The organism is Paenibacillus sp. PL91 (assembly GCF_012935325.2).
Classification (GTDB): Bacteria; Bacillota; Bacilli; order Paenibacillales; family Paenibacillaceae; genus Pristimantibacillus.
Genome location: NZ_JABBYG020000002.1, coordinates 1 through 16,928 on the forward strand (window position 1 = coordinate 1; position 16,928 = coordinate 16,928).

Below are 16,928 nucleotides of genomic sequence, written 5' to 3' on the forward strand. Positions count from 1 at the left end.
TATCCGAACTTCTTTCAGCATTCTCCTGCCCCCCATCTAACATGCCTCCCCTTTGCTAATAGTTTAATTAATTGGGGGCTAAGACTCCAGTTTAATTAGGGGGCCGTGGAGATAAGGCCGGTTTATTTCTTACGATTATCGGCTTTAAGGAGTGTTTTCACAAGAATCCTCAGAGCGTTCTATTTGTTCACGTACTTCATAATTATTTTTCAATGTCATTATCTTTATTTTGCATCAGCTGTTTTGCCAAATTTTCCGAAGCTTCTTCGTTAATGGAATTCTCCGCCGGTACATGTTCAATCGCATTTTGCACATAGCTTGTTCCCGAGTGATTTAAATTGGTATAGGCAACCGGCTGCTTCTCCATTTTTGAGTTGCTTAGCTGATCTTGTTTCATAAGGATCCGACCTCCATTCTGTTTTTAAATTCAAGTTATTTTGGATGTATTCGTTAAATAATATGCATATTTAGGGTAAATCCATAGGAAAAAGTTTCTTGTCCTGTCCGGTGCTCGGATTTTCAATTTTTTTTACCGGCACCACTTGCACCCAAAATAACGACGAAATCTCCTTCTGATATGGAAAAGTCAACACTATCAAGGGCCTTGATTAACACTGAGAATCTCTCGTTCACGACATCCAATTGTATTTTGGTTAGACCCTTGTCCTCGACAAACGACAAGAACATGTATTCATAAAAAAGAACCACGCAGCGCGTGGATCCAAATGAATACATGTTCTTGTCATTCGACATTTCAAGAGTTGCCTGAGTTCTTGTGACGAAACAATAGTCTAACACCTTACATAATTGCGTTTGAAACCAAGCTGCCCTTTATCTACTGCCTTTTGAATATTTTCGGAAGCGTGTAGAAACTTGCTCTTTGTCTTGTCGCGTTTGACTTCAACTGGGCCTACAGCCTTTGCGGTCTCGAACGCCTTATCATGAAGAGGTAAATAGGATACCCCCACTGTGTAAATAAAATTATTCATTGCGTATTTTGTTCGTTCGGGAGAATCGTGAATCGTATTTTGCACAATTTCAAGCATATTGGCAAGCTTGCTTTCGGAAAATTCACCGTCCGGTCGATTACCCAAAAGCCAGCAGTAACAACTCCAACCCGCTGACATTCTCAGCTCTTCGCCGCTTGCAATCCATTTATCGGCAACTTCTTGTGCTATATCTGTTTCTGCCAAGGTAACTGCCACCACATAATCGGAAAGCATATAAAAATAAGCCGCATCTATCCAACGATTAAAATCATCTTCAGTCATTGCTTTTGGGTCTGCAATTACGCCGGCAAAGTACATGGCATCGTAATTCCCCGTGGTATAAAGCTGCTCAGCCAAAAGTTGATTTTTTTTGATTTTCTTGGCGATGGGCTTCATTTCGCCTGTGGACACACCGAAAAGTGGTTCGTGCGCGCCATTGGATATGTATATTTTCTTGGTTCGTTCCTTACCGAGAGTTTCAAGCTCCTGCATAACCGTTTCGAAATTCATTGTTTAACACTTCCTTATTTTTGAAGGATTCATCAAGTTTATCATAACCACATCATATCACTAGATAGCGATAATTTGTACTGCATTGACTTGTTATATATTAACTTGGGACCGTTATTCCGTCATGCAGCCTCCACCCATTAGCATAAAAAAATGAGCAGGTCACCATAGCGCCTGCTTATAAAAGAATTATTCAATTATCGTTTCCGATTAAAATTACATAGAAAGCTCCATTAGCCATTGATCCCTAAGTTCCCCTTCATGCCATTCGTGCTTAGGCAATAGCTTTACCTTTTTGAAGCCGCATTTTTCATAACACGCGATTGCTCGTACATTCCAAGTCTGTGGGTCCATCACAATTTTGCTTGCATTTAGTTCAGTTATTAAGTAGTTGACCATTGAATTAACTAATAACTTACCTATCCCTTTATTCCAATAATTGACCTCTCCAATGAATTGGTCCATACCATATATTTTTTCTTTCAAATTTGTATAACCATAATCCCCTTTTCCTTCATCATCCAATTCATAAAATTGAATATACCCTATTGCTTTAGAAGCGTATTCTATAATGCATCTCGTTTCACTATCTTCTTCTTGAAAAAATATTTCTCGCACCATCTCAATATTATGAGGGCGGTCTCTTCCAGCGTAATATTGCAGCACCAATGGATTAGAAAGCCACTGTACTATATAATCCGCGTCTTCATTCGATAATTTGCGAACACGAAGGTTACCCATTTCGAAAAACAACAACATGAACTCCCCCATATATCGATATTATTCGTTAATATTACCATATCCGAACTTTATCGGGGAGATCAATAGCGTTTGAAGAGGAAATAAAGCAGCTAGCTCAAGAGGCGAATCGTATGATTTCAGCGTATTTCCCAGGCCCCAAGCAATGGTGTTTTACAATGCGCCAACTACTGGATGGGGAACATATAGCTCCTCTAACGATGCAATTTCATCATGCGTTAATGTCATCGTAAGCGCATCTACCGCCTCTTCGAGTTGGGCTATTTTCGTAGCGCCGATAATTGGAGCTGTTACGGGATCTTTCTGCAATAGCCAGGCAAGCGCAATTTGAACACGGGGAACGCCGCGCTTTTGTGCGATTGCAGCAAGACGGTCAACAATCAATCGATCAGCGTCTGCAGTTGCCTCGTATTTCATTTTCTGGGCTTGGTCGGTTTTGGAACGATGTGTCGTTTCGGACCAATCACGTGCCAATCTTCCTGATGCGAGCGGGCTGTATGGAATAACGCCGATTTTTTCCTCCTTACAAAGCGGCATCATCTCTCTTTCCTCTTCACGGTAGATGAGGTTGAGATGATTCTGCATAGATACAAACCGGGTCCATCCATGTTTCTCAGCTACATGTAACGCCTTAAGAAACTGCCATGCGTACATGGCAGAAGCACCGATGTATCTTGCTTTTCCTGCCTTCACCACGTCATGCAAGGCTTCCATCGTCTCTTCAATCGGCGTATTGTAATCCCAACGATGAATCTGGTACAGGTCTACATAATCTGTTCCTAGTCTTTGTAGGCTTTTATCAATCTCACTCATGATTGCTTTTCGGGAAAGGCCTGCACCATTAGGCCCTTGATGCATTCGAAAATGAACTTTCGTTGCTATGACGATTTCATCTCGATTGGCATATTCTTTCAAAGCGCGACCAACCATTTCTTCGCTTGATCCGACTGAATAAATATTAGCCGTATCAAAAAAGTTAATGCCAAGTTCCAAAGCCTTTTTTATAATCGGGCGACTATTCCCTTCATCAAGCACCCACGGATGAGTCCAGCGCTCTGCTTCACCAAAGCTCATGCATCCAAGACAAAGTCTAGAAACATCCAGTCCTGTATTCCCTAGTTTTACATATTCCATTTGAATTATTCCCCACTTTCCAAGAGATAGTATTCCTACATATGAAGTACACTCCGATGACGGTTACCTGTAGATAGCTGATATTATCTCACTTAGAGTTAACTCCAAGTCAAGAGATATAATTAAAGGTATCGTCATTAGAAATCAGCATTTCAAGCCATGCCGTTCCCGTAAAATAGGTATTCGTAATTTTTTCACCCTTCGGGAAAATGAGACGTTCACCTGTATGATTAAATTTGAATTGATCCATAATTGTTTACTCCTCACATCAAAAATTAGTTTACGTCTATAGGCCATTTAGCGACTCACTTCTATTGTTCGTCCGGCATTCTCAGCTTTTTCTCTTTTTCAAGCACGGTCTGTTCATAACGTGCAATTTTGTAATCGAGTCGTTCCTGCACTTTCTTCATGTCTTCCATTCGAACGATAAGCTGGTCGCGCTGATCGATCAATAGTTCTTTTCTTGCCTCAAGGGTTTCATCGCCCTGCTGGAAAAGCCCGACATAATCGATCAATGCTTCGATAGGCATGCCGGCATTTCGCATACATTTAATAAATTCTACCCATCTAAGGTTGTCTTCGGTATAATCCCGTATACCGCTGTTATTGCGATTAACCGGAGGAATTAGTCCTATTCGTTCATAATAGCGGAGCGTATCCTGTGAAAGCTCAAACTTTGCACTTACTTCAGCCATTCTCATATCGTTTCGCCTCCCACTTAAATAGTCTTATTTGGAGTTAACTCCAAGTCAAACAAACAGTCTCTAATAGATAACTTTACCTCCTGGAGTTAACTCCAAGTCAATACTAAATACAATAAACTAAGCACTCATTGATGAATGAATCTTGATCTATTAGTGAACAATAGTATATAATTATAATAATATCTAAAAAAATCATGTCAAAAAACACAATATCATTTACTATTCAATAAGGAAGACTGGAGATCACCATGCCGAAAGTGGACAGAAGAATACTCAAAACACAAGAAGCTTTAAAGAAAGCCGTACTCGAGCTCATGTCCGAAAAAAATTTTGACGACATTACGATACAAGATCTTTCCGATCGTGCTAATGTTAGCCGCGGAACGATTTACTTGCATTACATGGATAAATACGATTTACTCGATAAGCTGATCGAAACACATATTGATGAACTTCGCGAAATGTGCAAATCAGCAGCTGATTTGAATTTTATTGAAGGTTCATTGATTTGGACGAAATACTTCGATCAGAACTACACCTTTTTCTCCATGATGTTAACGAGCAAAGGCGCCCCTTATTTTCGAAACCGATTTCTGGACTTTCTTGTTGAAGAGTTTCAGGATGAAGTCGATGTTACACAAGGAAAAAATCTCGGACTAAACAAAGACGTAATCGTTAGATTTGTTGCTTCCGCCTACGTTGGCGTCGTAGAATATTGGTTTATGAACGACAGGCCTTTCCCCCATCAAGTGCTAGCCGAAGAACTGGGGACGTTGTTGGAAAGAAACTGCAATTAAATCAGAGCCGTATTTCCTCTATGGAAATACGGCTTATTTTATTGTTATCGTCTTCCATTTCCAGGCTTATTATCACCTAAACTGCGGCGGACTTCCATTCCCGGTGAAATCGCGAGTTGGACGACCTGGTGCGCTACGCTTTGCAAGAAACGACCGAACCTTTGAGGATTTCTCCTTTTTGAGTCGTCTCATAGTCAATTTCATCTTTATGGGTAAACCATGCGGGTCTTAGTATCGTATAGTCTAAATTTGAAGCTTCACAGCGTTACGCAAATACAGAGTTAATTGTGCATCTGTTTCTATAAGAAAAAGATTGATTGCACAACGTGCGATTTGGCCATTTGCCCCTAAAATCAAAACTTTTTTTCACGGTTTATACATCCTTTCACGTATTCACTTCGCATAACGAAATGAAAGACGGACCACTGTTCAATCAGTGGTCCGTTTCTTGATCTGTTGCCAGCACCCGGTTGGGGTCCGTAAGATCGATAGAAAACACTATATTATAACGTAGACATGTCAATAACAAAGCGATAACGCACATCGCTGTCGAGTACACGTTGATAAGCCTCATCCACTTGATCTGCACGTATCAACTCGATTTTCGGAGCAATACTATGCTGAGCGGAAAAATCAAGCATCTCCTGCGTTTCCCGAATCCCGCCTACAAGTGAACCAGCAATGCTCCGGCGCTGCATGATTAAAGAAAAGACATGATATTTGTCTGGCTCCGCAGGCGCACCGACGTTAACGAGCGTACCATCTACGCGAAGCAAGGATAAGTAAGCATCGACGTCAAGATTTGCAGCAACTGTGTTTAAAATAAGATCGAAACGATTAGCCAGTTCTTTAAAAGTAGCTTTATCGCTAGTTGCAAAATAATGATCCGCTCCCAGTTCGTGTGCTTCGTCTTTTTTATTCATGGACTGGCTCAAAACCGTTACTTCCGCGCCCATGGCATGTGCGTATTGAACGGCTAAGTGGCCCAGTCCTCCCATACCCACAACAGCCACTTTCTTCCCAGGTCCCGCGTTCCAGTGCTTCAAAGGAGAATAAGTCGTGATACCTGCACATAACAGCGGGCTTGCAACATCCAACTCTATGCTGTCTGGAATACGTACAACGAAGCGTTCGGTGACGACGATCTTTTGGCTATATCCGCCGTAAGTTGGGTTGCCGTCGTAATCTATGGAGTTATAGGTTCCAACATAACCTTTCGTACAAAATTGCTCCTCGCCTTTGAGGCAATATTCGCACTCACCGCAGGAATCCACAAAGCAGCCTACGCCAACGCGATCGCCAACTACAAATTTTGTAACGGCCGATCCCACAGATTCCACAATTCCTGCGATCTCGTGGCCAGGAACCATCGGGAACATCCCGCCGCCCCATTCGTCATATGCGTTATGAATGTCGGAGTGGCAAATGCCGCTAAACTTAATATCGATCAAGATATCGTTTGGGCGTAATGCTCTACGCTCAATCGTCGTTTTTTCAAAAGGTGACTTAGCACTCGCTACACTTAAAGCATGCGTTGTACACATCGTTTTTATCTCCTTCGCTTTCGCTTATTCTGATTGCGGCCGAATTAACATTGATCTTTTGGACCCGTTTCTTGCTATTCAAACAGCAATGATGAACAATGCTATCTTATTGTACATCTGAATATTATTATAACGATGTTCAACAATCATACAATTGTTAAATGGACGCGATTTGTTAATTAATGAACGAAATCGGTTAAATTGTTCAAAATTTATAATGAACTCTAGTCTTTAACGTTGAAATACCTTTAATACATGTATAAGTATACAACTGGGAGTTAACTCAAGGTCAATAACTCATTATTCATTTCATTTATTTTTTTAATCAAAAAGGCGCACTGCTATATGCAGTGCGCTTTTTTTGAAAAATAACGGATGAGTGCCTATAACATTTAACGCTCCTTTGGCCTGCAATCTTGCGGTAGGAATCACCACTTTAGGAAGAACGCTTCTCATCAGGAGGCCGCATGGGCATCCAGCAATCTTCGCTTTTTACTTTTAGCCGATAAGACGAAACAAATAAACAATACCAGGCATGCCAGTGTATACGGGTAATTGACATCCAAGTCGAATAAAAAACCAGCTGCAATAGGCCCTGCAACATTGCCGAGACTGGTAAAGGCAGAGTTCAAGCCGGCTACATAGCCCTGCTGATCCTCAGCCACCATTGACATTTGTGTGCTGATAGCCGGTCGTAAGATATCGATTGCCAAAAATACAATAAAGGTAACGGCAAAAATCATCCAGAACTTGTGAACAAAAAGCGTCAGCAAAATAAAAAGGCCCGCAAAGAAAAGGCAGAGCGTTATGACACGTTGCTCACCTAGACGCTTTAATATCCAGCTAAAAGCCGTAACCTGAACCACCGCACCGGCTATCGACCCGAACGTAATAATAAAAGCGATATCTTTGGGCTCAAACCCAAACTTTTTATCCACAAACAGTCCAAAGACCGTTTCAAAATTAGCAAGCCCAAACGACATGACAAAAACGATGACCAAGCTTAGAAAATAGGGCTCTCTATATGCGTACCTCAATTGTGATAGAAGACCCCTCCGTTCAACTGTGCTAGGTTGAGTATCAGCTCTATTTTCTTTTGAAGGATGCGATTCTCTAAGTATCAATAATGTGATACATGCAGCGAAAATCCCCGCAGCACCCGCGGCGAAAAAGGGGACGCGGATTCCAAATTCAGCTATATAACCGCCAATGCCCGGTCCGATAATAAAGCCTGTTGTAATGGCTGCGGTAATGTATCCCATCCCCGCCGCGCGTTCTTCTTGCGTTGTGATATCTGCCGCATAAGCCATAACGGCCGGCATAATCATTGCAGCACTAATGCCGCCGAGCAACCTAGAAATAAACAGTAAGCCAGATGAACTTGCTATCCCAAACAGGCCTTCAGAGAAGGCGAACACGATCATACCAATTACAATCAGCTTTTTTCTACCGAAGGAATCGGCCAGCCGGCCGGCCAAAGGAGAAAAAAGAAACTGAGTCAATGAAAAAGCTGCAACCAACAGGCCGACAATCCCCCCGGTAATGCCCAAACTCTCCATGAACTTAGGCATAATAGGGATGACAAGGCCGATCCCCGAAAAAACCAAAAATAGATTAAACATGAGAATCGGTAAGGCTCCCCGATTTTTTGATAATAAAGACATTCTTAATTCCTCCATACATACGAAAATACTGAATATTTATTCAGGATAATAACAAAAAAAAGGGACTAGCTGGTTGGCTTGGCAATGCCATGCAGAAACACATCCATAGCCAAACGATATGTCGCCAATGCTTCCTCCCGTTTCATCCTTCGGCTATGTTGACTTAAGCCAAGCATCAGACAGTCCAAAATAATGGCGAGTCCGGTAACATTGATGATTTCGAATTCATTGTTATCGATTCCCCTCTGGAGCAGCTGCTGATTAAAGTCCAAATAACCTTTAACCAATTCATTAATACGCTCCTCCACATCTGGGGCTTTCTCTGAGTTGTTGAAAAATTCATCGGAGGCCTTGGTTAACGGATGATTGAGTTGATCAAGCGCTAAATGCTCGGCCATGCCATATAATTTATCGATTGTAGTGGGGTATAGCGTTTCTTTGGCCAGCCATGTCTTATCCCATTCCGTACTCCACTCTTCAAGTAAATATATAAATAGCCCTTCCTTGTTCTTAAAATGATAATAAATGTTACCGGCGCTGCACCCAGTCGCTTTCACGATATCTTCGATGGATGTTGCTTTATAGCCTTTTTGAGCAAATAAAGCTCTTGCTGCATCGGCGATCTTCTTCTTCGTTTGCTCGGTTTGCTGTTTCTTTTTATTCACGACAATATCACCACTTTTCTGAATAACAGATTCTTTAAGACAAAAACAGCCTTATAATACTGAACATTTATTCAGTATTATAAGGGATGAGTGTAAAATTTGCAATCAAACTATGATGCACAGACTAATCCCAATAATAGAAACGGCGGCAGCCAGGGAGCTTTACTATTCAGACCGTTAACGCAACGAAGGCTGCCGATCCAGGCGGCAGCCTCCAAGGTATGTTCGTTTTAGCTTTTGCTCATTGTCAGTTAGGCGAACTGGCTATAGCCTTTTCGTATTTTTGATTGATGAGGAATGGTTAGAACGTATTGGACACGGTAACTTGATCCAAAGCGAGCCTTGGGGAAGGTCTGGCTGGTGTGGCGGCTAAGCCTACACTGATCAGCATAACAGGCACGTAACGCTCAGGTATATTGAATTCTTTAATGAAACGAACGGCGTCATATCCACCCATTGGGCATGTATCATATCCAATTGCCTTCGCAGCGATCATCAGCTGCATGGCAGCAAGCGAGGCGTTGCGGATCGCTTCATCGCGGGCAACTTGGGGATGTTGGTACGCTCCTTCGATTTGACCGGCAAGCGAGTCTTTAAGCTCTTTAGGCATATGGCCTGCAGCAACAAGAGGACCAAACACGGGCTCCACATTTTTGTTCGCTTCCAGGTCACCTAGAACCGCAATAACGACAGAACTCTCCACAATTTGTTTTTGTCCATAAGCAATTGGGTGCAGCTTTTCTTTGTAAGCTTGCTCCTCGATAACGACGAATTTCCAATGCTGCAAATTCCAAGCGGAAGGTGCTTGTACAGCAGACAGGAGTATTTGATCCAGATGCTCCTTTGGCATTTTATGTCCGGGTTGATATTCTTTGACCGAATGACGTTCTGCAAGAACTTTCAAAACTTCCGATTGAACATTTTGTTGACTCATTTTGTTTTCCTCCACTAATATTGGTTTTGTTTAGTATCTTACTATAGCGATAAAGCCATTCAGCATTTTACGAGCATAATTCTCCATGTTTGCTTAACTAATGTTACCCGTTAGTCAAACCCAGATCGATTTTCTCCGAGGTAAATCTTGCTTTGATTTGCCCCGCGCTAAGATCTATCACATATCTCCGACAATATTGATGATATTCCCTTCCGTGTCCGAAAAAGAAACATACATCATGCGGATTTCGGGAATTTCAGTTCGTTCCTTCACGATTTTTCCGCCGCATTTCAAAATTTGCTTTGTCATTCCGTCCACATCGATGACCCTAATGACTAGGCGCGTTTCCTTCAATTCTTCGCTGCGTCGTACGATTTCACCGTGTATTGCGCCCATCATCGTTTTGTTTGAGTAAACTTCTTCAGTGCTCCAGCCAAAAACTTGCTCGTAAAAATGCCATGCCCGTTCCTCATCTTCTGCCGGAAGTTGAAACCAAGTAACATGGTTAGAAGGTATCATTGTGGTCCCTCCACTCAATTAATGTTGACTTCAACCAAATTATAGAGTGGAAATACTGACAGCATTATGTCAGTCATTAGGTGTTAATTCCCAAAATCATCTGATACCGATGGAAATGTAATTTACGGCACTGCAGCTCTACGAAACAAATAAAGCCTGCCTCTAAAGAGCGCAGGTTTTATTTGTTTAATGGCTTTTAATCGGATGGGATGATTCGAATATCCTTATCCAAATTGGCAAGCATCATGTAATTGCGATTGAAAGTAAAGATGCGTTTTACCTGATAATAGGACATGGTCACAGCAGTGAATGCTTCGCTGAGCGAGAAATGAAGCTCGGGCCTGTCAATAAGCAGTCTGCGCGATTCCCGATCAAATTCAGGCCCGCTGGAGATGACTGCCAGCTTCCCGTTACTCACTGCCTTATCAATTGCATTTAGAAAATATTCCGCCTGCTGATAGCTATATTCATTACGAAGCCATTCGTGAAGATCAAATATTATGGAGTTGGTCGTCACGTAATTACGTTCAAGATCATGCAAATCCAGAAACAAGGAACGGGCTTTCATATAGCGGGGGTCTTCAGGGTTCATTAAAGCGGCTAAAGCTGTTCCATCCAGAAAAATTGTGTCCTGAATGTTCAATTGGTTATCCATATGTTAGCACTCCTTAATCCACTAGTTTGCAAATACCATCCAAATACAGAAGTGGGTTATCTTCCTTTTGATCCACTGAGATAGGGGTTGATTCGTATGGGGTGCTTGTTAGGTATTGGACAATAATTCCATTGACCAGCGCTTGCACGGTCGTATTCTGTTTATCGGCGATTGCTTTTAGCTCAACATAATTTTGTAGTTTCAGTTCTATAGTACTATCTTCTTGAACTTCATTTCTTGAAGAAATGAATTCGGAAGCGGTAGACTTCGCTTTTTGGAATTGATTTTGAATGAAGCGTTTGTAATTATTCACCATCGTGATTCACTCCTTATGTATAGATTCTATAAAAATTCGTCGCATTATGTCGATTTCAGGGGGTGATGTCGGGTGGAAAGCCAGTGTGCAAAAATAAACTGAACCATTAATGGTACAGCTGAGCATACAACAACAAAAAAGCAGGGATTTTTCCCCTGCTTTTTCCTTTATTCAATATAATGATAAATAAGTATAAACCATTCATTGAATTGATTTATAATACTCCGCAAACACGTCAGCGAAAGCCTCTGCTGTTTGGAGATTCTCTTCCAGCGTATTGTTTACTCCGCCAAATTCCAGCAGCAGGCTTCCGTTAGACACAGACTGGTTGTATTCTGCATTTCCTTGATGGGCGCTTTTTAACAGAACACCCCTCGATATGCCCGGATACTTCTTGTTTAATAGAGCATTTAACGCTTCGGCAAACTTTTTGTTTTCCTTATGGGCGGGATTAACGTCTCCAATGACGAACATAATACGCGCATACGTTTTACCGTTAATTACAACCGTTGTCTTATTGCGCGGAACATCCGCATCTCGGTGAATATCGAAGAAATATGACAAGGAAGCATGAGACTTCATCGCTTTGTCTACTGCTTTACGCGATTCGATGTAGGCTTTCGTGTAGCTTAGTTTTTGTTCATTCAGCCTTTCGGAAAAATCGGTCTCTTCAACAATTGAAGCTATCCCTTTTTTTCGTAGGTTCTCTGCGAGCTTCTTGCCTACAAGTGTAATGTTCACTTTCAGATCGTCGACAGAGGCTCCTTTAGTGCTACCCGCTACATTTTTCCAGGACTCCCGATTATGCGTATGATAAATGTACACTTTGCTGCCACTTTGTTTGATAACACCGGTATTCACGACCCAATTGGCAACGTAAGCAGTGCCCCCGCTTGGCAGCGATACTTGATACCAATCCCCTTCTGATCCAATGACAGGAAACGACTCGCCTGCCCTTGCTTTGGTAACAATCTCATAATCTAGTCCTGGCCCTATGCGCAAATTAGTAGTGTCCACAATGTTTACTATGGCTTCCTTAGCTTGATCACTGCTCGGCTGTTTAATATTTTCCGGTTTTTGTCCATCATTAATAGATTGGCCGCTATTGCTCTCAACGGTTTCCACTACCCAATTCGCTACATAAGCCGTGCCGCCGCTGGAAAGGGATACTTTATACCATTCCCCTTTCGAGCCAACAATCGGATAAGATGCGCCAGCTTTCGCCTTAGCAACAACCTCATATTCAAGCCCCGGTCCTTTGCGCAAGTTGGTAATCTCCACAATTTTAACAATGGTTTCTTTATTCCTAGCTGATGAATTCAGTGCGTATTGTTGAGCTCCGATACTTAGCTTTTTTCCTGCCGACAAGTTCTGAATAGACGCGAATGCAGAATCAGACGCCCCGAATAATAAAGAAAGAATAATTGTTCCACCTAAAATTTGATTTCGTAATCTCAAAGGTAACTTTCCTCCATTTCAAAGACTTGTTCTACGAATTTCGACAGCAATGGAGGAAAATCCTTCTAAACTACATTCTGCAGTGCGAAAATGAGAATAAATCCCTACCCTTGTCGAATCAGTAAAAATGACATGACGCTACAGCTAGAAAAAGTACAATCTATTAATCAGTCCAATGAACTATATATTTATACTGTCTATTACCCCAAAGGGTGGTCCGCACCTATGTTTTTATTTAGGACTGGATGTTTTTTCAACTATCATTCCGCTTTAGTCTTAGTGGACGTAATTCGATAGGATGATTGTATTATTTTCCTCTTATGCTAGCTCAACATAGATCGCAATTAATATGTCGGGAATTAAACGCAAGTGTAGGAGCTATCTTGACGCTAATACCAAATCATGCTAATTTTTGTGTTGATGAGAGGAGATGAATCATGAAAGTTCACCACTGTCCTTCTTGCAACACTTACAGTCAAGAGTGTATCATCGTCATCCAGAATGCATCGCACCCTACAGAAGAGAGACTAAAGTGCAAGATCTGTTTCTGGAGCGGAATGTGGTTGGACATGAAAGTGAAGGAAATTGCAGACGGCGAACCGATCCCAGGCGTTGAACCGATTACCGACTATGGTGTGCTTCATTCAGATCAAATTAGACTTCGATACACGGGAGGTTTGTGCCCTCATTGCGGGGGGGTTGATCCTTTATGCTGGTGCCATGCATATTAGGGATAGGCAATATTAAATACAATAGCTAAAAATAATCACTATAAAAAGATAACCCACATCCATTGGAAGTGGGTTTCAACTATTGTTATACCTTTCGAAACAGGACGATTCCAACCCATATACTTTTATCCCTGAACTACCTTTTCCCCGAAACACTTCGGAGTTATTTCAGCGTTTGCCATCAAGCTCTACTCTATTAGGCTTACGGGAACTTCGCCTCAGGATACTGCTGGCTCGGTCCGTTTAGCAGTTCCCCCTTGCCCGTTCCCTTTAGATGCTTATCGAAAAAATCCAGCACATAGTCATTGACTAGGCGGGCACCGCGATCCCCTTTGATAGTGCCGGTCATGCCGGTCAGGTCGAGCAGCTCCGTAAAGAGCTGCAGATCCGTAAAGTTGTAATGGCTGGCTCCCTCCACCGCGATCATCGTCCCCCCGTGTTCAACCGCGCGGTCGATCGTTGCCAGCTCGGCTGAGAGTCGCTTCTGAATGGCGGGATCGGTGACCTCTCCCTGCTCAAACCTCGTTTTCCACGTCAGAAAATCCTCCGATTCCAGGAAAAGGAACGGTTTGTCCATACCATCCCGTTCTTGAATTCCATATAGCGTGCCGTCCATATTGATGCCTGCGCGGATTTTTGGAATGTCGTTTACCGCCCGGAATGCCGTCGCCCCGCCGAACGAATGGCCCAACATGCCGATCCTGTCCATGTCGATCCTCCCCTGGAATCCGCCTCCGGAAGCTCCGTCGTTCACCTGCTCCAAGCTGCTGATGACAAACGCAATGTCTTGCGTCCATACGGCGCCTACCCGTGTTGCCCGTTCAAAAAAATCTTCGACCGTCCCACTGTTTTGGACCGTATATCCGCTCACCCGGCCATCTGGAAAAGCGGTGGCCAGAGTACTGTAAGTATGGTCGATGGCAACGACGATATAGCCATGGCTAGCCAAATTCTCCGCTTGCGAGACATGCAGCAGCCTGCCGGTCCCCTCCCCATGACTGATCAACACAAGAGGGAAAGGCTTGCCCGAGGAAGCAATCGGCCTCCGCTCGTATGCGTTCGTCTGGAAGTATTTCCAATAATCCAACACGAATGCAGGCAGGCTCAATTCCGCAGTGTACGCCTTAATATATGCATCGAATAGCTCCCGATCCTCTGGGAACAACGAAACTCGGTTGCCCGCGGGATGGGCCTGCTGTGCCGGGTACCAGATCTGCACCATCAGCTCGCGATTATCTTCAGGCTCCTCTGTGAACGTCTCCTCGCGCTCCCTATCAATGAGATGAAAGGTCTCCGTACCGATCGCATACGCTCCCTCGGGCTCGGGCAGCTGAATAACAGGCATCGCAGATGCAAGCAGTGCGGACCCGATTAGAAGAAGACAGCCCATCCCGTAACCAAGGAAGCGGAGTGGTTTCCAAAGACTCCTGCCGTTCTCGCTTTGCGAGCGTCTAAGGATAACGATCAGTATCCCGGCCAAGGTCAGTGCATATGGGACAGCCATCTGCCATCTGTATCCCTCGAAAATTAGATGAGCCGCCAATGCCCCAGAACCCGCGGCGCCGGCGAGCACGGCTGCTCTGGAAACCTTCTGGGTTCGGAACATCAGCGTCAGCAGCTGCAATGCCCCACATAGTACCAATACCATTTCAATGTTTCTCAATGCGCATTCCCCTCCGATTCAATGTCGGCTTCGCCTAGGCGGCCGACTTTTACAATTTTAACGGGCGGAGGTTAAGTTCCAGTGAGGGTCCAGGTTAAATTTCGTTTAAATCTAACGCAAATTGCTAGCTGCCTGCCTATTAACTAAATAAAAAGAGCAGGCTTCAACAGCGCCTGCTCATCGATGATTGCTATTCAACTATTGAGTCCCGTATGTGTAATGTAATCACTGATTATGGCTAAGAATTAAGTTTTAGCGTATGGAAACAGCCGTTATTTGTGTTATTCAACTTTCATTATCCGTAAGCGTCATGTTATTTAACGCCAAATCCTTTTTATTATTGCTGATGATGTGCCATCAACTTTTAAATGGTAGACATCAGGATTTGATAGCGCTTCCCATTCCTCGTAACCGATTTTGCTGTCATAATATTTGAGCATTAAGGACATTAAGTTTCCATGGGTAACCAAGACGACATTTGTTAATCCACTTTCTTTTACATCTCTTATGACAGATAAGGCACGGTCCATCGCTGTGCTGCTTGACTCCCCATCTTCATAACATAAATCAAGGTCATTAAAAGTATTTCGAAGCATTTCACGCCAATTCGGATGATTCTCACCGCACAATATTCTTTCTGATAACCGGTCATCTGTAATCAAATGAACCTGGAGTTTCTGTGCTAAAGGTGCGATTGTATCGACTGCCCGAACGAAAGGACTTGAATATATGCATTGTATGTTTTTTCCGTATAGAAACTCAGCAAGTCTGATGGCTTGCTCATGACCTTCCTCGGTAAGATTTGCATTTGGTGCTTGTCCATCCGCTTTGCAGTGTCTCACTATATAAATGTTCAAAGCTAACCCTCCCTTTTCAAAATTGTATCACATTCTCAGACGCTTCACTGCTCTTGTTATGCTTTCCTTCGTCCACGGAGGAGTATTTGTTGATCTATAATTACATCGTTTGGCATCCAACATCCTTCTTCTATAAAAGAAACAGCAGTCATCTTGGACGAGAAAAAAAAGTCCTAGACTACCGCTGTTTTATTGAGTTATCGTTTCCCGTTGCCGTCCATCTCGACAGCGCGCAATATAACCGTTGCCGCTTCCGCCCTGGTTGCGCTGGCTTTGGGTTTCATCGTATTGTCCGGATAACCGGCAAGCAATATTACTTTTCTCTTAAGCTGTTCTCTGATGCTGGACACGCTGTTCCCCACGCTAAGCGTATAGCTGGTTGTACTCGCCGCAAAAGCGGGACTAAGCACCCCCTCGCTCAACGTCAAGCCGCTTAACGTAAACCCGCACACAAGTTGTGCCGGTTTCTATTAAACCTCATTTGATCCTACTCAATGAAGACTCTCTAATTGGGCAAAGACGATGCGGTATTATAGAAGCTTCTTCCAATGCTCACGGCTGCGGGCATCCATTTGATCAATATCGGATAGCTCGAAACGGCGTCCTTCCTTGTCCGTTGCCATCCAGCGGTTATTCGTTACGGGTTGGATATTTTCATGAAGATTATCCATAAACACTGACGCAAGTCCATAGTTCGTATCGACCTGCAAATGCCACTCGGTTCCTCTTTTTTTGACGGAAATGATCTGTTTAACGATAGGAATCATATAATTCCGGTGAAGCTCTTCTCGAACAACCTGAATGGTTTCCTCCGCCAGACCATTCACGTCCTGGATCATTGCCAGTTCACCCCCGTCTGCCGAACGGACCGAGATGAACCTGTCAGGCATTGCATAAGGAAAACAGCGGACAAGCGTCACACATTCAAAGCGCTTTCCTTTCAGCTCCATATGTAATATACCATCAAGCGATCGGAACAGACGGATCTCGTTCAGCTCTGCCTTGCTTAAAAAGATTAACGGGTTCATC

20 protein-coding genes and 1 pseudogene are annotated in these 16,928 nt (G+C 43.2%); 1 reads left to right on the top strand and 20 read right to left on the bottom strand.

Annotated elements, in window-relative coordinates; translation table 11 throughout:
- Positions 1-202 precede the first annotated feature (202 nt).
- From HI950_RS05195 to HI950_RS05220, 7 genes and pseudogenes are all read right to left on the bottom strand, one after another.
- Positions 203-397 (bottom strand): hypothetical protein, encoded by a 195-nt coding sequence (locus HI950_RS05195; protein WP_169082857.1) that lies wholly within the window; start codon positions 395-397, stop codon positions 203-205.
- A 131-nt stretch (positions 398-528) separates the two neighbouring features.
- Positions 529-648: pseudogene (locus HI950_RS36635) on the bottom strand (phosphonate ABC transporter ATP-binding protein); the annotation flags it as partial.
- A 143-nt stretch (positions 649-791) separates the two neighbouring features.
- Positions 792-1,499: a DNA alkylation repair protein gene (locus tag HI950_RS05200; protein WP_169082858.1), complete on the bottom strand. Its 708-nt coding sequence runs from the start codon at positions 1,497-1,499 to the stop codon at positions 792-794.
- A 216-nt stretch (positions 1,500-1,715) separates the two neighbouring features.
- Positions 1,716-2,255 carry a GNAT family N-acetyltransferase gene (locus HI950_RS05205; RefSeq protein WP_169083455.1) on the bottom strand — a complete coding sequence of 180 codons (540 nt, stop codon included), beginning with the start codon at positions 2,253-2,255 and terminating at the stop codon, positions 1,716-1,718.
- 156 nt (positions 2,256-2,411) lie between these two features.
- Positions 2,412-3,392 (bottom strand): aldo/keto reductase, encoded by a 981-nt coding sequence (locus HI950_RS05210; protein ID WP_169082859.1) that lies wholly within the window; start codon positions 3,390-3,392, stop codon positions 2,412-2,414.
- Between the two features lie 109 nt (positions 3,393-3,501).
- Positions 3,502-3,642 carry a hypothetical protein gene (locus tag HI950_RS05215; RefSeq protein ID WP_223285144.1) on the bottom strand — a complete coding sequence of 47 codons (141 nt, stop codon included), beginning with the start codon at positions 3,640-3,642 and terminating at the stop codon, positions 3,502-3,504.
- 61 nt (positions 3,643-3,703) lie between these two features.
- Positions 3,704-4,093, bottom strand: a complete 390-nt coding sequence (locus HI950_RS05220) for a MerR family transcriptional regulator (protein WP_169082860.1) — start codon at positions 4,091-4,093, stop codon at positions 3,704-3,706.
- 251 nt (positions 4,094-4,344) lie between these two features.
- Between HI950_RS05220 and HI950_RS05225 the strand changes: the two genes are divergently transcribed.
- Positions 4,345-4,893 (top strand): TetR/AcrR family transcriptional regulator, encoded by a 549-nt coding sequence (locus HI950_RS05225; protein WP_169082861.1) that lies wholly within the window; start codon positions 4,345-4,347, stop codon positions 4,891-4,893.
- A 133-nt stretch (positions 4,894-5,026) separates the two neighbouring features.
- Here HI950_RS05225 and HI950_RS36350 read toward each other — a convergent pair whose 3' ends face one another.
- The 13 genes from HI950_RS36350 to HI950_RS05290 all read right to left on the bottom strand — a co-directional run bounded on the left by HI950_RS36350 (position 5,027) and on the right by HI950_RS05290 (position 16,927).
- On the bottom strand, positions 5,027-5,128 hold the full coding sequence (locus tag HI950_RS36350) for a hypothetical protein (RefSeq protein ID WP_317618315.1): 102 nt from the start codon (positions 5,126-5,128) through the stop codon (positions 5,027-5,029).
- Positions 5,129-5,396: 268 nt separating this feature from the next.
- On the bottom strand, positions 5,397-6,437 hold the full coding sequence (locus HI950_RS05235; protein ID WP_169082862.1) for an NAD(P)-dependent alcohol dehydrogenase: 1,041 nt from the start codon (positions 6,435-6,437) through the stop codon (positions 5,397-5,399).
- 455 nt (positions 6,438-6,892) lie between these two features.
- The gene (locus HI950_RS05240) at positions 6,893-8,101 is read right to left on the bottom strand and encodes an MFS transporter (RefSeq protein ID WP_169082863.1); all 1,209 of its coding nucleotides are present in this window, start codon (positions 8,099-8,101) and stop codon (positions 6,893-6,895) included.
- A 65-nt stretch (positions 8,102-8,166) separates the two neighbouring features.
- Positions 8,167-8,766, bottom strand: a complete 600-nt coding sequence (locus tag HI950_RS05245) for a TetR/AcrR family transcriptional regulator (RefSeq protein ID WP_169082864.1) — start codon at positions 8,764-8,766, stop codon at positions 8,167-8,169.
- 301 nt (positions 8,767-9,067) lie between these two features.
- Complete coding sequence (locus HI950_RS05250) at positions 9,068-9,700, bottom strand: nitroreductase family protein (protein ID WP_169082865.1); 633 nt, start codon at positions 9,698-9,700, stop codon at positions 9,068-9,070.
- Between the two features lie 177 nt (positions 9,701-9,877).
- The gene (locus HI950_RS05255; protein WP_169082866.1) at positions 9,878-10,219 is read right to left on the bottom strand and encodes a VOC family protein; all 342 of its coding nucleotides are present in this window, start codon (positions 10,217-10,219) and stop codon (positions 9,878-9,880) included.
- A 196-nt stretch (positions 10,220-10,415) separates the two neighbouring features.
- Positions 10,416-10,874 carry a hypothetical protein gene (locus HI950_RS05260; protein ID WP_169082867.1) on the bottom strand — a complete coding sequence of 153 codons (459 nt, stop codon included), beginning with the start codon at positions 10,872-10,874 and terminating at the stop codon, positions 10,416-10,418.
- Positions 10,875-10,887: 13 nt separating this feature from the next.
- The gene (locus HI950_RS05265) at positions 10,888-11,190 is read right to left on the bottom strand and encodes a hypothetical protein (RefSeq protein WP_169082868.1); all 303 of its coding nucleotides are present in this window, start codon (positions 11,188-11,190) and stop codon (positions 10,888-10,890) included.
- Between the two features lie 201 nt (positions 11,191-11,391).
- On the bottom strand, positions 11,392-12,456 hold the full coding sequence (gene spoIIP / locus HI950_RS05270) for a stage II sporulation protein P (protein WP_187768036.1): 1,065 nt from the start codon (positions 12,454-12,456) through the stop codon (positions 11,392-11,394).
- Positions 12,457-13,581: 1,125 nt separating this feature from the next.
- Positions 13,582-15,042, bottom strand: coding sequence for an alpha/beta hydrolase family protein (locus HI950_RS05275; protein WP_169082871.1), 1,461 nt, complete (start codon positions 15,040-15,042; stop codon positions 13,582-13,584).
- Positions 15,043-15,359: 317 nt separating this feature from the next.
- Positions 15,360-15,899, bottom strand: coding sequence for a histidine phosphatase family protein (locus HI950_RS05280; RefSeq protein ID WP_169082872.1), 540 nt, complete (start codon positions 15,897-15,899; stop codon positions 15,360-15,362).
- Positions 15,900-16,096: 197 nt separating this feature from the next.
- Positions 16,097-16,321 carry an S-layer homology domain-containing protein gene (locus HI950_RS05285; protein WP_169082873.1) on the bottom strand — a complete coding sequence of 75 codons (225 nt, stop codon included), beginning with the start codon at positions 16,319-16,321 and terminating at the stop codon, positions 16,097-16,099.
- 108 nt (positions 16,322-16,429) lie between these two features.
- Positions 16,430-16,927, bottom strand: a complete 498-nt coding sequence (locus HI950_RS05290; RefSeq protein WP_169082874.1) for a DUF1854 domain-containing protein — start codon at positions 16,925-16,927, stop codon at positions 16,430-16,432.
- Position 16,928: the final 1 nt, after the last annotated feature.